The 18,404-nt window shown below is 67.5% G+C and carries 17 protein-coding genes; 3 read left to right on the forward strand and 14 right to left on the reverse strand.

Features of this window, described 5'->3' with window-relative positions; genetic code table 11:
• Positions 1-192: 192 nt before the first annotated feature.
• The 12 genes from fba to JTE92_RS07175 all read right to left on the reverse strand — a co-directional run bounded on the left by fba (position 193) and on the right by JTE92_RS07175 (position 12,839).
• Positions 193-1,230: a class II fructose-bisphosphate aldolase gene (gene fba / locus JTE92_RS07120; RefSeq protein WP_063239149.1), complete on the reverse strand. Its 1,038-nt coding sequence runs from the start codon at positions 1,228-1,230 to the stop codon at positions 193-195.
• A gap of 37 nt (positions 1,231-1,267) precedes the next feature.
• Positions 1,268-2,506, reverse strand: a complete 1,239-nt coding sequence (locus JTE92_RS07125; protein ID WP_084254597.1) for a phosphoglycerate kinase — start codon at positions 2,504-2,506, stop codon at positions 1,268-1,270.
• Positions 2,507-2,515: 9 nt separating this feature from the next.
• On the reverse strand, positions 2,516-3,526 hold the full coding sequence (gene gap / locus JTE92_RS07130) for a type I glyceraldehyde-3-phosphate dehydrogenase (protein WP_063239148.1): 1,011 nt from the start codon (positions 3,524-3,526) through the stop codon (positions 2,516-2,518).
• Positions 3,527-3,575: 49 nt separating this feature from the next.
• Positions 3,576-4,280 (reverse strand): phosphoglycolate phosphatase, encoded by a 705-nt coding sequence (gph, locus tag JTE92_RS07135; RefSeq protein WP_063239147.1) that lies wholly within the window; start codon positions 4,278-4,280, stop codon positions 3,576-3,578.
• Positions 4,277-6,292: a transketolase gene (gene tkt, locus JTE92_RS07140; RefSeq protein ID WP_063239146.1), complete on the reverse strand. Its 2,016-nt coding sequence runs from the start codon at positions 6,290-6,292 to the stop codon at positions 4,277-4,279. Before tkt ends, gph begins: the two co-directional genes overlap by 4 nt.
• A gap of 28 nt (positions 6,293-6,320) precedes the next feature.
• Positions 6,321-7,199: a phosphoribulokinase gene (locus tag JTE92_RS07145; protein WP_063239145.1), complete on the reverse strand. Its 879-nt coding sequence runs from the start codon at positions 7,197-7,199 to the stop codon at positions 6,321-6,323.
• Between the two features lie 11 nt (positions 7,200-7,210).
• Positions 7,211-8,317: a class 1 fructose-bisphosphatase gene (locus JTE92_RS07150; protein WP_063239144.1), complete on the reverse strand. Its 1,107-nt coding sequence runs from the start codon at positions 8,315-8,317 to the stop codon at positions 7,211-7,213.
• A gap of 51 nt (positions 8,318-8,368) precedes the next feature.
• The gene (gene rpe / locus JTE92_RS07155) at positions 8,369-9,073 is read right to left on the reverse strand and encodes a ribulose-phosphate 3-epimerase (protein WP_063239143.1); all 705 of its coding nucleotides are present in this window, start codon (positions 9,071-9,073) and stop codon (positions 8,369-8,371) included.
• Position 9,074: 1 nt separating this feature from the next.
• The gene (locus JTE92_RS07160; protein ID WP_063239142.1) at positions 9,075-9,839 is read right to left on the reverse strand and encodes an HAD family hydrolase; all 765 of its coding nucleotides are present in this window, start codon (positions 9,837-9,839) and stop codon (positions 9,075-9,077) included.
• A gap of 3 nt (positions 9,840-9,842) precedes the next feature.
• Positions 9,843-10,766, reverse strand: a complete 924-nt coding sequence (cbbX, locus tag JTE92_RS07165; protein ID WP_063239141.1) for a CbbX protein — start codon at positions 10,764-10,766, stop codon at positions 9,843-9,845.
• 146 nt (positions 10,767-10,912) lie between these two features.
• Positions 10,913-11,332 (reverse strand): ribulose bisphosphate carboxylase small subunit, encoded by a 420-nt coding sequence (locus tag JTE92_RS07170; protein ID WP_063239140.1) that lies wholly within the window; start codon positions 11,330-11,332, stop codon positions 10,913-10,915.
• A 46-nt stretch (positions 11,333-11,378) separates the two neighbouring features.
• A complete protein-coding gene (locus tag JTE92_RS07175; protein WP_063239139.1) occupies positions 11,379-12,839 on the reverse strand; it encodes a form I ribulose bisphosphate carboxylase large subunit in 1,461 nt (486 codons plus the stop codon).
• Between the two features lie 180 nt (positions 12,840-13,019).
• On the opposite strand from JTE92_RS07175, the gene JTE92_RS07180 reads away from it, so the two are divergent.
• The 3 genes from JTE92_RS07180 to JTE92_RS07190 all read left to right on the forward strand — a co-directional run bounded on the left by JTE92_RS07180 (position 13,020) and on the right by JTE92_RS07190 (position 14,691).
• Positions 13,020-13,970 (forward strand): LysR family transcriptional regulator, encoded by a 951-nt coding sequence (locus JTE92_RS07180; protein ID WP_063239138.1) that lies wholly within the window; start codon positions 13,020-13,022, stop codon positions 13,968-13,970.
• Between the two features lie 101 nt (positions 13,971-14,071).
• Complete coding sequence (locus JTE92_RS07185; RefSeq protein ID WP_029049528.1) at positions 14,072-14,356, forward strand: type II toxin-antitoxin system Phd/YefM family antitoxin; 285 nt, start codon at positions 14,072-14,074, stop codon at positions 14,354-14,356.
• Complete coding sequence (locus JTE92_RS07190; RefSeq protein ID WP_063239137.1) at positions 14,356-14,691, forward strand: type II toxin-antitoxin system RelE/ParE family toxin; 336 nt, start codon at positions 14,356-14,358, stop codon at positions 14,689-14,691. The genes JTE92_RS07185 and JTE92_RS07190 overlap by 1 nt, the downstream gene beginning before the upstream one ends.
• A gap of 226 nt (positions 14,692-14,917) precedes the next feature.
• Here the strand turns inward: JTE92_RS07190 and JTE92_RS07195 are convergent, their stop codons facing one another.
• Together JTE92_RS07195 and JTE92_RS07200 are read right to left on the reverse strand one after the other, a co-directional pair.
• Entirely contained in the window at positions 14,918-17,017 is a 2,100-nt protein-coding gene (locus tag JTE92_RS07195) for a sensor histidine kinase (RefSeq protein ID WP_371136884.1), read from the reverse strand.
• Positions 16,990-18,381, reverse strand: a complete 1,392-nt coding sequence (locus JTE92_RS07200) for a sigma-54-dependent transcriptional regulator (RefSeq protein WP_063239136.1) — start codon at positions 18,379-18,381, stop codon at positions 16,990-16,992. Before JTE92_RS07200 ends, JTE92_RS07195 begins: the two co-directional genes overlap by 28 nt.
• Positions 18,382-18,404: the final 23 nt, after the last annotated feature.

Below are 18,404 nucleotides of genomic sequence, written 5' to 3' on the forward strand. Positions count from 1 at the left end.
ACGGGCACCGATTTGTACGAAGGCGTGCCACTGTCCGCGTCGATGTAGTCGGCGGAACCAGCCGGTTGGCCGGGCAGGCGCTCGCAGTACTGAAGCGCTTCACTGCGTGGATGCTCCGGCCCTCTCCCCCACCCCTCTCCCGCAGGCGGGAGAGGGGAGCGTATGCGGGAGGCGGTGGTACTGCGAGCGCCGTTAGCGGTAGAGCCCCGCCATCCTCTCCATCCCCACCGGCTTGATCCGCGATGCCTGCCCGGCGCAGCCGAAGGCCTCGAAGCGCAGCTTCACCACGCCCTTCGCCCCTTTCTTGGCCGCCTGCAGCGCCTTGCGCGGATCGAACTCGCTGCGGTCCTCGGACAGGGACTTGCGGATCGCACCAGTCATGGCCAGGCGGATATCGGTGTCGATATTCACCTTGCGCACGCCCATCCTGATGCCGCGCAGGATCTCCTCGACCGGCACGCCGTAGGTCTCCTTGATATCGCCGCCGTACTGGCGGATGATCTCCAGCCATTCCTGCGGCACCGAGCTGGAGCCGTGCATCACCAGGTGGGTGTCGGGGATCTGCTCGTGGATCTCGCGAATGCGGTCCATTGCCAGGATGTCGCCGGTGGGCTTGCGCGAGAACTTGTAGGCGCCGTGGCTGGTGCCGATGGCGATGGCCAGCGCGTCCACGCCGGTGCGGGCGACAAAGTCGCGCGCCTGCGCCGGGTCGGTCAGCATCATGTCGTGCGACAGCGTGCCTGCCGCGCCCACGCCGTCCTCTTCGCCGGCCTGGCCGGTTTCGAGCGAGCCGAGGCAACCCAGTTCGCCTTCCACCGAGACGCCGACCGCATGCGCCATCTCGCACACGCGCCGCGTGACCTCGACGTTGTAGTCGTAGTCCGACGGCGTCTTCATGTCTTCGCGCAGCGAGCCGTCCATCATCACGCTGGTGAAGCCGGAGCGGATCGAAGCCTGGCACACGGCCGGGCTGGAGCCGTGGTCCTGGTGCAGCACGATGGGGATGTCCGGATGGGTCTCGGCAGCGGCCAGCACCATATGGCGCAGGTAGGCCTCGCCGGCATACTTGCGGGCGCCGGCGGAGGCCTGCAGGATGACCGGGCTGTTGGTCTCCTCGGCCGCTTCCATGATGGCGTGGATCTGTTCCAGGTTGTTGACGTTGAATGCCGGCACGCCGTAGCCGAACTCTCCCGCGTGGTCCAGCAGCTGTCGCAAGGAAATGAGTGCCATGGTAAAGCTCCTTTAGTCGATGCTCAGTGATACGGGGTCAGTTGGCGGCGCGCTGTTCCAGCACGTCCAGTGCGGGCAGCTTCCTGCCTTCCAGGAATTCCAGGAACGCGCCGCCGCCGGTGGAGATGTAGCCCACGCGGTCGGCGATGCCGTACTTGGCGATGGCCGCCAGCGTATCGCCGCCGCCGGCGATCGAGAATGCCTTCGAGTCGGCGATGGCCTCGGCCAGCACCCTGGTGCCGTTGCCGAACTGGTCGAACTCGAACACGCCCACCGGGCCGTTCCAGACGATGGTGCCGGCGGCCTTCAGTTGCCCGGCCAGCATGGCGGCGGTCTGGGGACCGATGTCCAGGATCATGTCGTCGTCGGCCACGTCCTTCACATCCTTGACGGTGGCCGCGGCGGTCGCGCTGAATTCCTTGGCACAGACCACGTCGACGGGAATGGGCACCGAGGCACCACGGCTGGCCATGATGTCGATGATGGCCTTGGCATCCCCGACCAGGTCGACTTCCGCCAGCGACTTGCCGATCTTCAGGCCGGCGGCCAGCATGAAGGTATTGGCAATGCCGCCGCCGACAATCAGCTGATCGACCTTGCCGGCCAGCGACTTCAGGATGGTCAGCTTGGTCGAGACCTTGGAGCCGGCCACGATCGCCACCAGCGGACGGGCCGGCTGGCCCAGCGCCTTGCCCAGCGCGTCGATCTCGGCGGCCAGCAGCGGGCCGGCGCAGGCGACCGGCGCGTACCTGGCGATGCCGTGGGTGGTGGCCTCGGCGCGGTGCGCGGTGCCGAAGGCATCGTTGACGTAGATGTCGCACAGCGCGGCCATCTTCTGCGCCAGCTCGTCGCTGTTCTTCTTCTCACCCTTGTTGACGCGGCAGTTCTCCAGCAGCACCACCTGTCCCGGCGGCACCTGGAAGCCGCCCGCGGTCCAGCCGGACAGCAGCGGCACCTGCCGGCCCAGCAGCTCCGACAAGCGGCGGCCCACCGGCGCCAGGCTGTGGCGCGGGTCCGGCTGCCCTTCCTCGGGACGGCCCAGGTGCGAGGTGACCATCACCGCAGCGCCCGCCTGCAGGCAGGCCGCGATCGCGGGCACGGAAGCGCGGATGCGGGTATCGTCGGTGATCTGGCCCGCATCGTCCTGCGGGACATTGAGATCGGCGCGGATAAAGACCCGCTTGCCGGCCAGCCCGCCGGCGGCGAGCAATGCCGCCAGCGTGTGCGGCGCCGCGGGTTTCGGTTGCGCGTCCGTAGCATGGGAAATGCTCATCATGGCCACCCTTCAGCGTGCGTTGGCCAGCGCCACCGCGGTATCCAGCATGCGGTTGGAGAAGCCCCATTCGTTGTCGTACCAGGCCGAGACCTTGACCAGCGTGCCGTTGACCTTGGTCAGCGTGGCGTCGAAGGTGGACGAGGCCGGGCTGTGGTTGAAGTCCACCGAGACCAGCGGTGCGGTGTTGTAGTCCAGGATGCCCTTGAGCTCGGCCTCGGCGGCGCTCTTCAGGATGCCGTTGACTTCTTCCACGGTGGTCGGCCGCGCCGCCACGAAGGACAGGTCGACCAGCGACACATTGATGGTCGGCACGCGCACGGCAAAGCCGTCCAGCCGGCCGTCCAGCTCGGGCAGCACCAGTCCCACGGCGGCGGCGGCGCCGGTCTTGGTCGGGATCATCGACATGGTGGCCGAGCGCGCGCGGCGCAGGTCCTCGTGGTAGACGTCGGTCAGCACCTGGTCGTTGGTGTACGAATGCACCGTGGTCATCAGCCCGTTCACCACGCCCAGCTTCTCGTGCAGCGGCTTGACCAGCGGCGCCAGGCAGTTGGTGGTGCACGAGGCATTGGAGATCACCGTATCGGTGGCCTTCAGCACGCCGTGGTTCACGCCATAGACGATGGTGGCGTCCACGTCCTTGCCGCCCGGCGCGGAAATGATCACCTTCTTCGCGCCGGCCTGCAGGTGGGCCGATGCCCTCTCCTTGCTGGTGAACAGCCCCGTGCACTCCATCACCACGTCCACGCCCAGCTCGGCCCACGGCAGCTCGGCCGGCCTGCGCTGCGCCAGCACGCGGATACGGTCGCCGTTGACGCGGAAGGCATCGCCGTCGATCGAGACCTCGCCCGGGAAGCGGCCGTGGACGGTGTCGTACTGCGTCAGGTGGGCGTTGGTGGCGGCATTGCCGAGGTCGTTGATGGCGACGATCTCGATGTCGTGGCGCTTGCCGCCTTCATAGTGGGCGCGCAGCACATTGCGCCCGATGCGCCCGTAGCCGTTGATGGCAACCTTGATGGTCATGATGTCTCCGTTTGCTTTTCCAGGTATCTTTGCCGGCCTGCGCCGGATGTCAGGCGGCGGGGGCCAGCCACGCCGGTGTCAGCAGCACCGGCAATGCCTCCATCGAGTCGATCAGCGCATCCGCGCCCAGTGCCGCGGGCCCGTCGGGGCCGGCGTAGCCGTAGCGCACCAGGCAGACCGGCATGCCGGCCGCGCGCGCCGCGGCCACGTCCACCGGCGAATCCCCCACCAGCACGCCTTGCGCCGCCTCGACGTCGAGCAGGCGGCAGGCATGGCGCAGCGGTGCCGGGTGCGGCTTCATCTGCGCGATCGAATCGCCGGCCACCAGCACGTCGAGGTACGACGCCAGGCCGGTCATGGCCAGCAGCGGCGCCGCCAGCGCACGCGGCTTGTTGGTGACGCAGGCCATGCGGTAGCCATCCCGCCGCAGCGCGGCCAGGCCCGCTTCCACGCCCGGGAATACCGAGCCCAGGCGGCCGTTGGTGTCGTCATAGTGGCGATGGAACAGCGCCTCGGCCTCGGCGGCCTCCACTCGCGGCGCCAGCTGCGCGGTCTCCAGCACGCGCCGCACCAGGTTGGGCACGCCGCGGCCGATGAAGCCGGCCACCGTATCGAAGGGCAGCGGCGCGCTGTCGAGGTCGGCGAGCATGCGGTTGGCGGCCTCGACGATGTCCGGCGCGCTGTCGACCAGCGTGCCGTCCAGGTCGATCAGCACCGCGGCGCAAGGCAGGGATGCGGTAGATGCAGTAGTCATGACTTGCCCTCCAGCAAGGCGCGCGCGGCAGCCGCGACGTGTGCCGGGGTCAGCCCGAAGTGCTGGTACAGCGCCTCCGCCGGAGCGGACTCGCCGAACGTGTCGATGCCCAGCGCCACGCCGCCCTCGCCCACCACGCCGCGCCAGAACCAGGTGGCGCCCGCCTCCACGCTGACGCGCGGCACGCCCGGCGGCAGCACCGTGTCGCGGTAGGCCGCGTCCTGCGCGTAGAACAGCTCCACGCACGGCATCGACACCACGCGCGCGGCGATGCCGGCGTCGGCCAGTTCCTGCGCGGCGCGCACCGCGATCTCCACTTCGGAGCCGGTGGCCACCAGCACCACCCGCGGCGCCGGGGCATCGCGCAAGACGTAGCCGCCGCGCGCTATCTCCGCGCGCCGGGCGGCATCGCGCTCGAACGGCGTCAGCGCCTGCCGCGACAGGACCAGGCAGGTCGGGCCGTTTTCGCGCTGCAGCGCGGCCTGCCAGGCGTAGGCGGTTTCGGCACCGTCGCACGGGCGCCAGACCCGGTTGTTGGGGATCAGCCGCAGGCTGGCGGCGTGCTCGACCGGCTGGTGGGTGGGGCCGTCCTCGCCCAGGCCGATCGAATCATGCGTCAGCACGTGGATCACGCGCAGCCGCATCAGCGCGGCCATGCGGATGGCGTTGCGCGAGTAGTCCGAGAACGTCATGAAGGTGCCGCCGTAGGGGATCAGCCCGCCGTGCAGCGCCACGCCGTTCATCACAGCCGCCATGCCGAACTCGCGCACGCCATAGCTGACGTAGTTGCCGTGCCCTTCATGGTTGACCCAGACCGAAGCCTTCACATTGGTCAGGTTCGAGCCGGTGAGGTCGGCCGAGCCGCCCAGCAGTTCCGGCAAGGCCGGCGCCAGCGCCTCCAGGCAGAGCTGCGAGGCCTTGCGCGTGGCGATCTTGCCCTGCAGTGTCGAGGGGGCTTCCAGCAGCGCCATCAGTGCCGCATCGAAGCCTTCCGGCAGCTGGCCTTTGATACGGCGCAGGAACTCCCCGGCCAGTTCGGGATGCGCGGCGCGATAGGCGGCGAAGCGCGCCTCCCATTCGGCCTCCCTCGCCGCGCCCTGGACGCTCGCGTCCCAGGCATCGGCCACGTCCGCCGGCACGGTGAAGGGCTCGGCCTCCCAGCCCAGCGCCTCGCGCATGGCGGCGATCTCCGCCGCGCCCAGCGGTGCGCCATGCACATCGTGCCCGCCCGCCTTGGCCGGGGCGCCCTGGCCGATCACGGTGCGGCAACAGATCAGCGTGGGCCGGTCGCGCTCCGCCCTGGCCGCGTGCAGCGCCGCGTCGACGGCGTGCGCATCATGCCCGTCGACGCCGGCGATCACATGCCAGCCGTACGCGGCAAAGCGCTTCGGCGTGTCATCGGCAAACCAGCCGGCGACGTCGCCGTCGATCGAGATGCCGTTGTCGTCGTACAGGCAGACCAGCTTGCCCAGCCCGAGCGTGCCCGCCAGCGAGCAGGCCTCGTGGCTGAGGCCCTCCATCAGGCAGCCATCGCCAAGGAAGACATAGGTGTGATGATCGACGATGTCGAAGCCGGGCCGGTTGAAGGTGGCGGCCAGCAGCTTCTCCGCCAGCGCCATGCCGACGGCATTGGCCAGGCCCTGGCCCAGCGGCCCGGTGGTGGTCTCCACCCCCGGCGTCACGTCGACTTCCGGATGCCCCGGTGTGGCCGCGTGCAGCTGGCGGAACTGGCGCAGTTGCGACATCGGCAGGTCGTAGCCGGTCAGGTGCAGCAGCGCGTACTGCAGCATGGAAGCATGGCCGTTGGACAGCACGAAGCGGTCGCGGTCCGGCCAGGCCGGGTTGGCCGGGTTGTGGCGCAGGTGGCGCCGCCACAGCGCCTCGGCCATCTCGGCCATGCCCATGGGCGCGCCGGGGTGGCCTGATTTCGCCTGTTCCACCGCGTCGGCGGCCAGGAAGCGCAGCGCGTTGGCGCAGCGGGCCGCGGAGTCGATGCGTTCGGGTGCGTTCATGTTTCTTGTCCTAGCAACTCAGCGGTGGTTACAGGGCGGCGCGCTTGCGGCGCTCCATCATGCGCAGCACGAACGGCGTGAAGATCAGCTGCATGGCCAGTTCCATCTTCCCGCCCGGCACCACGATGGTGTTGGCGCGCGACATGAACGAGTCGTGGATCATGCTCAGCAGGTACTGGAAGTCGATGCCCTTCGGGTTGGCGAAGCGGATCACCACCATGCTTTCATCCGGCGCGGGGATCTCGCGCGAGATAAACGGGTTGGAGGTATCCACGCACGGCACGCGCTGGAAGTTCACATGGGTGCGCGAAAACTGCGGGCAGATGTAGTTCACGTAGTCCGGCATGCGGCGCAGGATGGTGTCAGTCACCGCCTCGGTGGAGTAGCCGCGCTGCTTCTTGTCGCGCCAGAGCTTCTGGATCCATTCCAGGTTGATGACCGGCACCACCCCGATCAGCAGGTTGGGATACTGGGCAACGTTGATCTCGTCGGTCACTACGCCGCCGTGCAGGCCCTCGTAGAACAGCAGGTCGGTGTCGGCGGGCAACGGCTCCCACTCGGTGAAGGTGCCCGGCTCCTGCCCGAACGGGGCGGCCTCCTCCACGCTGTGCAGGTAGTGCCGGTGCATGCCGGTGCCGGTTTCCGCATAGGAGCGGAACAGGTTTTCCAGGTCGCCGAACAGGTTGTTCTCCGGGCCGAAGTGGCTGAAGTTCATATTGCCGGTGCGCTCGGCCTCGGCCATCTTGACCTTCATCTCGGCGCGGTTATAGCGGTGGAAGCTGTCGCCTTCGATCACGACCGACTTCACGCCTTCGCGGCGGAAGATATTCTCGAAGGTACGGGTCACCGACGTGGTGCCGGCGCCGGAGGAGCCGGTGATGGCGATGATGGGATAGCGTTCTGACATGGCCGTGCACCTCAGGCGGACGCGCGAAACAGGCTGCGCTCGTTGAACAGGGGATTGGGAAGGTCGGGATCGGACTGGTTGGCGTGGTACTCCTCGATCCGCTCCACTTCATTGCGCGAACCGAAGATCACGCCGATGCGCTGGTGCAGCCCGCCCGGCGCCACCGCCATCAGCGGCTGCCGGCCGGTGCTGGCGCGCCCGCCGGCCTGCTCCATCAGGAAGGCGATCGGGTTGGCCTCGTAGAGCAGCCGCAGGCGGCCCGCCTTGGCCGGGTCCTTGGTATCGCGCGGGTACATGAAGACGCCGCCGCGCATCAGGATGCGGTGCGCCTCGGCCACCATCGACGCGATCCAGCGCATGTTGAAATCCTTGCCGCGCGGGCCGCTCTTGCCGGCCATGCACTCGGAGATATAGCGCTGCACCGGCGCCTCCCAGAAGCGGCTGTTGGACGCGTTGATGGCAAATTCCTGGGTATCGGCGGGCACGCGCAGGCCGGGGTGCGTCAGGAAGAATTCGCCCAGGTTCGGATCGAGGGTGAAGCCGTTGACGCCGTTGCCAACGGTCAGCACCAGCATGGTGGTGGGGCCGTAGAGCGCATAGCCGGCAGCCACCTGGGCCGTGCCGGGCTGCAGGAAGTCCTGCTCCGTCACGGCGTCCGCGCCATCGGGCGCGCGCAGCACCGAGAAGATGCTGCCCACCGACACGTTGACATCGATGTTCGAGGAACCGTCGAGCGGGTCGAACACCAGCAGGTACTTGCCGCGCGGGTAGGACGCGGGGATCTGGTACGGCGCCTCCATTTCCTCCGAGGCCATGCCGGCCAGGTAGCCGCCCCACTCGTTGACGCGCAGGAAGGTCTCGTTGCTCAGCACATCCAGCTTCTGCTGGATCTCGCCCTGCACGTTGATGGCCGCCCCGCTGCCTTGCGCGTTCCCATCGGCGCCGCCGGCGCGGCCGTGCAGGCCGCCCAGGGCGCCGAAGGCCACCGCGCGCGCGATCTCCTTGCAGGCCATGGCCACATTGAGAATCAGGCCGTTGAAGCCGCCCCCGGCATCCGGGTAGCGGCGGCGCTCCTCGATCAGGAACTGCGTCAGGGTCATCCTCTGGACTTCGGGCATGACAGGTCTCCTCTTCATTTGCTATGTGTTCTTGTATGGCGCCGGCGCGGGCTAGGTGAACCTCGCCGCTTCGCGCAGTCGGCGCAGGATGCCGCGGTAGCCGCCGTCCGCATCCGGCGCGCCAAACACGGCGCTGCCGGCAACGAAGGTGTCGGCGCCCGCGCGGGCGATCTGCGCGATGTTGTCGGCCTTGACGCCGCCGTCGATCTCCAGCCAGACCGCACGCCCGCCGGCCTCCACCTGCCGGTCGATGCGCGCGCGCACCTGGCGCAGCTTGTCCAGCACGCCGGGGATGAACGCCTGGCCGCCGAAGCCGGGATTCACGCTCATCAGCAGCACCAGGTCGAGCTGGCCGAGCGTGTGGTCGAGCCAGCCCAGCGGCGTGGCCGGGTTCAGCACCAGGCCGGCCTTGCAGCCGTGGTCATGGATCAGGCCGATGGTGCGGTCCACGTGGCGGCTCGCCTCCGGATGGAAGCTGATGATGCTTGCGCCCGCCTTGGCGAACATCGGGATCAGCGCATCGACCGGCTCCACCATCAGGTGCACGTCGATGGGGATGGACACATGCGGCCGGATCGCCTCGCACACCAGCGGCCCGATGGTCAGGTTCGGCACGTAGTGGTTGTCCATCACGTCGAAGTGCACCAGGTCCGCGCCCGCTGCCTCGATCGCGCGCACCTCTTCGCCCAGCCGCGCAAAATCCGCCGACAGGATCGACGGCGCGAGGCGGACGGCATGTTGGTCGTTGGTATGCATGTCAGGCGGCCTCGAACAGGGTGCCGCGATGCCAGTTGCGCAGTGCGCCCAGGTCAGCCCAGCGCTGCGCCGCGCTGGGCAGCTGCTGCGGCAGCGGCTGCCCCGGATCGCCCAGGTGCGGCAGCACCAGCAGCGCGCCGTCGAAGCGCTCGTGCGCGGTGTAGGCGCTGGGCGTGACCAGGGTGGCAATGCCGGCCGCCTGCGCGGCGCGCAGGCCGTTCTCCGAATCCTCGATCGCCAGGCAATCCCCGGCTTCCAGGCCGAGACGTTCCAGCACGGCCAGGTAGACATCCGGGGCCGGCTTCTTGATGGCGGTGGTGCCGGCGTCGCCGATGGCGGCGAAGCGTTCGCGCCAACGCTGGCCCAGCGGCACCTGCAGCAGCGCATCGAGATTGGCCGGCGTGGTGGTGGTGGCGATGGCGATCGGCACGCCGGCACTGCCGGCCTCCTCGATCAGCCGGGCAATGCCCGGGCGCAGCGGCAACTGGCCGCTGCCGACGCGCTCGGCGTAGTGGCGCGTCTTGATGGCGTGCACGGCGTCGATGGTCTCCCTGACCTTGCAGCCGCGGGCCTCTTCCGGATCGACCATGCGCCAGTAGTGCAGCAGCCGCTCCTTGCCGCCGGCCACCTTGAGCAGGCGCGTGTAGAGCGCCTCGTCCCAGCACCAGTCGAGGCCGACCTCGGCAAAGGCGGCATTGAAGGCCTGCAAGTGGGCGGTCTCGGTATCGGCAAGCGTGCCGTCGACATCGAAAATCAGGGCTTTCATGGCTTACTCCGCGGCCGAAGGCTGCGAGAACACGCGGCTGGCGCGCAGGTCGCCGGCCGTGATGGTGGTCAGCGCACGGTCGTCCATCACCGTGCCGGGATCGTCGAGCAGCCGCGACGCATGGCGCAGCCGCGCGCGGTCCAGCGCGTTGCGCACGCTGCGGGCATTGGCGAAATGGGGCTGCGCCATGCGCCGTGCCAGGTACTCGGCAAACACGGCGCGGCTCTCGTCGTCGAAGTGGTACTGCATCTCGGCCAGCATCAGGTCGGCGATCTGGCGCAGCTCATCGAGCTGGTAGTCGGGAAAGTCGATATGGTGGGCAACGCGCGACGACATGCCCGGGTTCGATTCGAAGAACCGGTCCATGCGGTCCTTGTAGCCGGCCAGGATCACCACCAGGTCCTCGCGGTTGTTCTCCATCACCTGCAGCAGGATCTCGATGGCCTCCTGGCCATAGTCGCGCTCGTTCTCCGGGCGGTAGAGGTAATACGCCTCGTCGATGAAGAGCACGCCGCCCATGGCCTTCTTCAGGATCTCCTTGGTCTTGGGCGCGGTATGGCCGATGTACTGGCCGACCAGGTCGTCGCGGGTCACCGCCACCAGGTGGCCGCGGCGCACGTAGCCGAGCTGGTGCAGGATCTGCGCCATGCGCAGGGCCACCGTGGTCTTGCCCGTGCCGGGATTGCCGGTGAAGCACATATGCAGGCTGGGCGCGCCCGCGCTGAAGCCGCGCGCGGCGCGCAGCTTGTCGACCAGCAGCAAGGCGGCAATGTCGCGGATGCGCGCCTTGACCGGCTTCAGCCCGATCAGCTCGCGGTCGAGCTGCGCCAGCAGCTCGGTGATGCCGGAGCTGGCCAGCGACTCGGCCAGCGATCCCGGCAAGGCAGCCGGCTGCTGCAGCTGTGCGGTCGTTTCAGGTGCGGACATGGCGGGCTCCGTAGGTGTCATCAGATCCGGGGCGCAGCTTCCCCCGGGGCGCTGCCTGGCGGCGGCGCGCCCATCGGACTGCGCAGTGAGGGAATCGCCGGCAGGCAGCGCGGGGCTGCGCTACGCGCCGGCTCGGTCGCTGCCGCTCAGTAGCGGCTACCTTCGGGCCGCGCCTGCACGGCGTAGCTCTCGATCGAGTAGCGCAGCGTGCGGCCGGGCTCTTCCTGGCGCACCAGGCGGAAGCCGGGCTCGTCGGCGGGACGATTGACGATGAACGACATCACCACCGACTCCACCGTATGCGTCGAATCGAAGGCCGTGACGCGGATGTAGTGGTTGGGGAAGGTGTTCCGCGCGTTGTTGATTTCCATCAGGATGCCGGCGGCGTCGCGCAGGTCGAACATCGGCAGCCCGAACATCTCCCAGTAGGTGTTGCGCGGGTGCGGGTCGTCGGTGTATTCGATGCCGACCGCCCAGCCCTGGTTCAGGCAGTATTCGAGCTGTTTGGTGATCTGCTCGTCGGTCAGTTCGGGCAGGAAAGAGAAAGTGCCTTGAGTGATGCGCATGATGTCCTCTCGTTCTGTGGTGTTCAGTGGCTCGTTGGCTGGGGGCTCAGGCCACCGATGCGGTGGGCACGAAGTCCGAGGTATCGGTCGGCGTGTAGTTGAAGGTGATGTCGCCCCAGGTATCGAGCGCCGCGCGCAGCGGTGCGCACCAGCGCGCCGCATCGCGCAGGATGTCCGGCCCTTCGTTGAGGATGTCGCGCCCTTCGTTGCGCGCCAGCACCATCGCTTCCAGCGCCACGCGGTTGGCCGTGGCACCGGCCTGGATCCCTTGCGGGTGGCCGATCGTGCCGCCGCCGAACTGCAGCACCACGTCGTCGCCGAAGAGGTGGATCAGCTGGTGCATCTGCCCGGCATGGATGCCGCCCGATGCCACCGGCATCACCTTGCGCAGCGCGGCCCAGTCCTGGTCGAAGAACAGCCCGCGCGTCAGGTCGGTCTGGGTATAGGCATCGCGGCAGACGTTGTAGTAGCCCTGCACGGTGAGCGGATCGCCTTCCAGCTTGCCCACCGCGGTGCCGGTGTGCATGTGGTCGACGCCGGCCAGGCGCAGCCATTTGGCGATCACGCGGAACGACACGCCATGGTTCTTCTGGCGCGTGTAGGTGCCGTGGCCCGCGCGGTGCAGGTGCAGGATCATGTCGTTCTGGCGGCACCAGTTGCTCATCGACTGGATGCAGGTCCAGCCCACGATCAGGTCGACCATGATGATGACCGAGCCCAGCGACTTGGCGAACTCCGCGCGCCGGTACATCTCTTCCATGGTGCCGGCGGTCACGTTCAGGTAGCTGCCCTTGACCTCGCCGGTGGCGGCCGAGGCCTTGTTGACCGCGTCCATCACAAAGAGAAAGCGGTCGCGCCAGTGCATGAAGGGCTGCGAGTTGATGTTCTCGTCGTCCTTCATGAAGTCCAGCCCGCCCTTCAGGCCCTCGTACACCACGCGGCCATAGTTGCGGCCCGACAGGCCCAGCTTGGGCTTGGTGGTGGCGCCCAGCAGCGGGCGGCCGAACTTGTCCAGGCGCTCACGCTCGACGATGATGCCGGTCGACGGGCCGGCGAAGGTCTTCACGTAGGCCACCGGGAAGCGCATGTCTTCCAGGCGCGCCGCCTTGATCGGCTTGAAGCTGAACACGTTGCCGATGATCGAGGCGGTCAGGTTGGCAATGGAGCCTTCCTCGAACAGCGACAGGTCATAGGCCACGTAGCAGAAGAACTGCTCCGGGTTATTGGGCACCGGATCGACCCGGTAGGCCTTGGCGCGGTACATGTCGCAGGCGGTCAGGCGGTCGGTCCACACCACCGTCCAGGTGGCCGTCGACGATTCGCCCGCGACCGCCGCGGCGGCTTCGACCGGATCGACGCCGTCCTGCGGCGTGATGCGGAACAGCGCCAGCACATCGGTGTCCTTGGGCACGTAGTCGCCGTCCCAGTACCCCATTTCCTTGTACTTCATCACGCCGGCGTCATAGCGCTTGCGCGGCTTGGCTTGGATCGTTTCAGGTGCGTTCATGCTGGTCTCCCTTCCGTGGTTTGGCGGCTTGGCTGCCCGTTGGAAAGAAAGATATCCGGCTACCAACATAAGGTAAATTCAGATATTCTTAGTCGCTACATAAGCAATCCCTTAAGTGAGGCGCGGACCGCACACTCAGACCTCAGCTCAAGGGACAAATCCAAGCCGCCCCCACTGCCCATGTCCTTCCTTCGCGCCCTCACGCTTCGCCAGCTCCAGATCTTTGTCACGGTGGCCCGGCACGCCAGCTTCGTGCGCGCGGCCGAGGAGCTGCACCTGACACAGCCGGCGGTCTCGATGCAGGTCAAGCAGCTGGAATCCGTGGTGGGGCTGGCCCTGTTCGAGCGAATCCGGGGGCAACTCACGCTGACCGAGCCCGGCGACCGGCTGCTGCACCATGCCTCGCGCATCCTTGGCGAGATCAAGGATGCGGAGGAAGGCCTGCAGGCGGTCAAGGATGTCGAGCAGGGCTCGATCACGATCGGGCTGATCAGTACGGCCAAGTACTTCGCGCCCAAGCTGCTGGCGGGGTTTACGGCGCTGCATCCCGGCATCGACCTGCGCATTGCCGAGGGCAATCGCGAAACGCTGCTGCAGCTGCTGCAGGACAATGCCATCGACCTCGCATTGATGGGCCGTCCGCCGCGCGAGCTCGACGCGGTGTCGGAACCGATCGCCGCGCATCCCTACGTGCTGGTGGCCTCGCCGCGCCATCCGCTGCGCGGCGAGAAGCGTTTCGACCTGCAGGAGCTGCGCCACGAGACGATCCTGCTGCGCGAGCCGGGGTCCGGTACCCGCACCGTGGCGGAGTTCATGTTCCGCGATCACCTGTTCACGCCGGCCAAGGTGATTACGCTGGGCAGCAACGAAACCATCAAGCAGGCGGTGATGGCGGGCATGGGGATCAGCCTGCTGTCGCTGCATACGCTGTCGCTGGAACTGCGTACGGGGGAAATCGCATTGCTGGACGTGACGGGTACGCCGATCGAGCGCGTCTGGCATGTGGCGCATATGGCGAGCAAGCGGCTGTCTCCGGCCAGCGAGAGCTGCCGGGCCTATCTGCTTGAGCACGCTGCGGAGTTCCTGGGGAAGGAATATGCGGGGCTGCTGCCTGGGCGGCGCGTGGCGTGATGATCCCAGGTGGGTTCGCCGGAGTGCAGTCGTCAAAATTGACGCAAGACTGTTAATGGACTATATTCGGTCTACTTATACCATCCCACAGGAGCCGTGCGATGCGTATCGCCGATCACGTCAAGCCGATCAGCTATCTCAAAAGTGAAGCCGCGCAGATCGTCAAGGATCTCGCTGAATCCGGCGAACCATTGATCATCACCCAAAACGGCGAAGCCAAGCTCGTTGTCCAGGACGTGCGCAGCTACGAATCCGATCGGCAGACACTGGCCTTGCTGAAGATTCTGGCCCTTGGGCAAAAGCAGATCGAGCAGGAAAAGTTTTCCGACATCGATGATGTGTTCGCAGAACTGGACGAACTGGATCGGCAAGAGAAGCGGCGCTGATGGCCCCCAGATTGCTGAAGGCGAAGCTTCTCGACAGCGGTAAAGCCGAACTGAAGCGGGTGCGCCGCTATGTTGTGGACGCATTTGGCATGGCCGTCTGGGAAGACTCATATGCTCAGATCCAGGCGTCCATCGCTCGCATCCGGGAGTTTCCCGAATGCGGCCACATTGTCGATGAACTCAGCGGGCTAACCGCGGACAGGTTCCGCGAAGTGCATTGCGGAAAGAATCGAATTATCTATGAAGTCAGGGACGACACCATCTACGTGCACTTGATCATGGATCAGCGTCGCGATCTGACTGCCCTGCTCCAAAAAATCATCCTGCAGGTTTGACGCTTGCAGTCCTGCGCAGTGAGTCGAAAGCCTGGCACTACCGCTGCATGAGGAAGGCCTCCCTCCATGGTAATGCCGTTCAGTTAACCACCGTCGTTCCCGCGCAGGCGGGAACCCAGTGACTTCAAAAGACGCTGGATTCCCGCCTGCGCGGGAATGACAGTAGTGTTTGATGCCTTAACTGAACGGCATTACTCCCTCCATGGCCGACTGCGTCTTCCGCACGTCATGACACTCCGCCATCCGTCTCCGGCTGCGCCGCAGACCCGTCCTCGCGCAGCCAGACGATGAACTCCGCCCCCTGCCCCACCGTGCTTGCCACGGTAATGCGGCCACCATAGCGCTCCACCAGCGCGTAGCTGATGGACAGGCCGAGGCCGGTCCCCATCTGCTTCTTGGTGGTGAAAAACGGATTGAACAGATTGGGCAGGTCTTCCTCGCGGATGCCGCGGCCCGTGTCGCGCACATGCAGCGTCACGCCGTGCCCTTCCCAGTCGCGCGTGGCCAGCGTCAGTGTGCCCCCCTCCGGCATGGCGTGGATGGCATTGGTCAGCAGGTTGACGATGACCTGCTGCAGTTCGCTGCGGCTGATGCGCACGCGGCGTGTGGCCGCGCAGGCCAGTTCGACCCGGATGGCCGCGTCCTTCAGCATATGCCGCACCAGGTCCACGCAGCCGGCCGCGACCTCGCTCACATCCAGGCGCTCGGTATTGCCCGCGTAAGCCTCTGGCCGGACAAACTGCAGCAGCCGGTTGGTCAGCAGGTAGATGCGTCGCACCTGCTCATCGATCAGCCGCAATTCATGCCGGACCGGCTCCGCGGCCGGGCCGAGAATATCGCGGGCCACGTCCAGGTTGCCCTGGATCACCGCAATCGGATTGTTGATCTCATGTGCCACGCCCGCGGTAAGCTGCCCGGCGAGGGCGAGCTTTTCCGAGGTAATCAGCTGCTGCCGGGTCGCGCGCAGCACCGCATTCGCATCCTCGAGCTCGCGGGTCCGCTCGGCGACCTTGCGATCGAGCGAGTCCGCCCAGTCCCGGAGCTCGGCATTGCGCTGCTGCAGGTCCGACAGCAGCTGGTCGAACTGGCCGGCGAGCTGGCCCAGCTCGTCCTCGCTGCGCACCGGGCCGACGCGCGCATTGTCGTTGCCGGCCTTGAGCGCGCGCATGGTGCCGACCATCTGCGTCATCGGCGTGAATACGCGCCTGGCCCACAGCAGCGAGAACAGCGCTCCCGCGACCGCCAGCAAGATGAACAGGCCCACCAGCACGCCCAGTGCCAGGTCCTTGGCCTGGCTGATCGGTTTGGCCAGGTAGCCCACGTAGAGCATGCCGATGCGCTGGCCGCGGCTGTCCGCGATGGGCTCGTAGGCGCTCATGTAGCGGTCGTTGACCACGAAGGCCAGATCCAGCCATTTTTCGCCGCGCAGCAGCACCTTGTCGCGCACCTCGCGCGAGACGCGCGTCCCCAGCGCGCGTTCGCCATGGAACAGCCGCACATTGGTGGCGATGCGCGTGTCGTCCAGGAACAGGGTCGCCGTGCCCTGGCTGCCGCTCGGCAGGGATTCCGGCTGGTAGACCAGTGCGTTGATGGTGTCGATGAAGGCAAGGTTGTGGTTCAGCAGCGTGCCGCCATGCAGGATCGCCACCAGCCTGCCCGCCCCGTCGACCACGGGCGCCGCCGCATGCACCACCATGCCGCGGGTTTCCATGGTCCTGTCGGTCGGCGCCGCATTGGCGGTGGTACGCAGCGTCACCTGCGCGCGCCTGGCAAGGTCGCCCGAGACGGCAGCCAGCTGCGCCGCGGACCAGGCGTCGGTGGCGGCATCCGCGCGGCCGGTCGCGGCGCTTTCCACCACGCGCCAGCCGGCGTAGTCCGTACCCGCTGCACCAGCCGGCGCAGCGGCAAGCAACCGCCCGTTGGGATCGAGCAGCTGCAGGAAGTCGAGTCCGTGCGTACGCCGCGCGTCGGCCAGGATGCCGGGCATGGCGCTGCCGCGGCCAAGCCCGCTCACCAGCGCATGCGACCTGGCCTCCTGCAGGACCCGGTCCTTCACGCCGCCGACCATGTGCTCGAAGTACTCGTGGGCGACCAGCAGGTCACTGTTGACCTTGTACGCCAGCAGCGCCTGGAACACGCGATCGCCCCACAGCGTCATCAACAGCAGCAGCGCCACCAGGGCCACCAGCAAAGGCGCAACCACGATCGACACCAGCTTGGCGCGCAGCGAGGCGCGATAGCGGCGCAGCAGCGCTGAGGGCGCTGAGGGAGTCGAGGGCGTTGAGGGCGTTGAGGACTTCAAGCGCGCAGGCCCCACTGCAGGCATTTGCGGTCCAGCGTGCGCCGCGAGATGCCGAGCCGGCGCGCGGCTTCCACGCGGTTGCCGCCCTCCGCCGCCAGCACCTGCAGGATATGGCGGCGCTCGACGGCTTCCAGCGAGGCAGCGTCTTCGGAAGCTTCGCCGTGCGCCTGCGGCGTGCCGGCGTCGCCAGGCTCGTCGGCCTGGGCCAGCAGCTCGACCGGGTACTCGCCCAGGATCAGCGCCCGCTCCACCAGGTTGCGCAGCTCGCGCGCATTGCCCGGCCAGTCATAGGTCTTGAGCAGGCACATCAGCGACGGCGACAGCGGCACCGGCGGCAGCCCCAGCTGTGCCGACAGCTGCTCCGAGAAATGCTCGGCCAGCGGCACCACGTCTTCCGGCCGCGTGCGCAGCGGCGGGATGGTCACGGCGACCACGTCGAGGCGGTAGAACAGGTCCTGGCGGAAGCGCCCCGCGGCAACCTCGTTGGCCAGGTTGCGGTTGCAGGCGGCCACGATGCGCACGTCCACCGCGATCTCGCGCTCGGTGCCGAGCGGGCGGATGCGCCGGTCCTCGATCACGCGCAGCAGCTTGGCCTGCATCGCCAGCGGCAGTTCCGAGATCTCGTCCAGGAACAGCGTGCCGCCGTCGGCATAAAGGAACAGGCCGTGGCGCGCGCCAGCGGCACCGGTGAAGGCTCCTTTGGCGTGACCGAACAGCTCGCTTTCGATGATCTCGGGCGCCATCGCGCCGCAGTTCAGCGGCACGAACTGGCCCTGGCGGCCGCTGAGCCGGTGCAGCTCGCGCGCCACCACTTCCTTGCCGGTGCCGGACTCGCCCGTCACCAGCACCGTGGATGGCATCGGCGCGACCCGCGCGACCAGCGCCATCACCTTCTGCATGGCTTCCGACTCGCCGATGAAGTCCTTGTGGATGGTGTACTTGTCCAGCTCGCGGCGCAGCAGGTAGTTCTCGCGCGCGAGCCGGGCCTGGTTGAAGCAGCGCCGGATGGCGTTGAGCACCTGGTCGACACGGAACGGCTTGACGATGAAGTCCGCCGCGCCGGAGCGCAGCGCGGCAATGGCCGTGTCCATGTCGGCGAAGGCGGTCATCAGGATGACGTCGGCGGGATTGCCGGCTGCGCGCAGTGCCTGGAGCCACTCCATGCCGCTGGCGCCGGGCAGCGCCACGTCCAGCAGGATCAGGTCCACATGGCGCTGCTCCAGCAGCGCGGCGCCCGCTTCGGCGCTGTCGGCCGTCAACACGCTGCCGACCTTGCCTTCCAGCGCCCGTGACAGGAACGAACGCATGCCGGCCTCGTCGTCCACCACCAGGATCGTGCGGCGCTGCCAGTTGTCGGCTTCGGCGGCGTTGCTTTGTCGTTCGCTCATCACTTTGGTTGTTGCGGTGCAGG

The sequence above is a fragment of the Cupriavidus oxalaticus genome (genome assembly GCF_016894385.1).
Classification (GTDB): Bacteria; Pseudomonadota; Gammaproteobacteria; order Burkholderiales; family Burkholderiaceae; genus Cupriavidus; species Cupriavidus oxalaticus.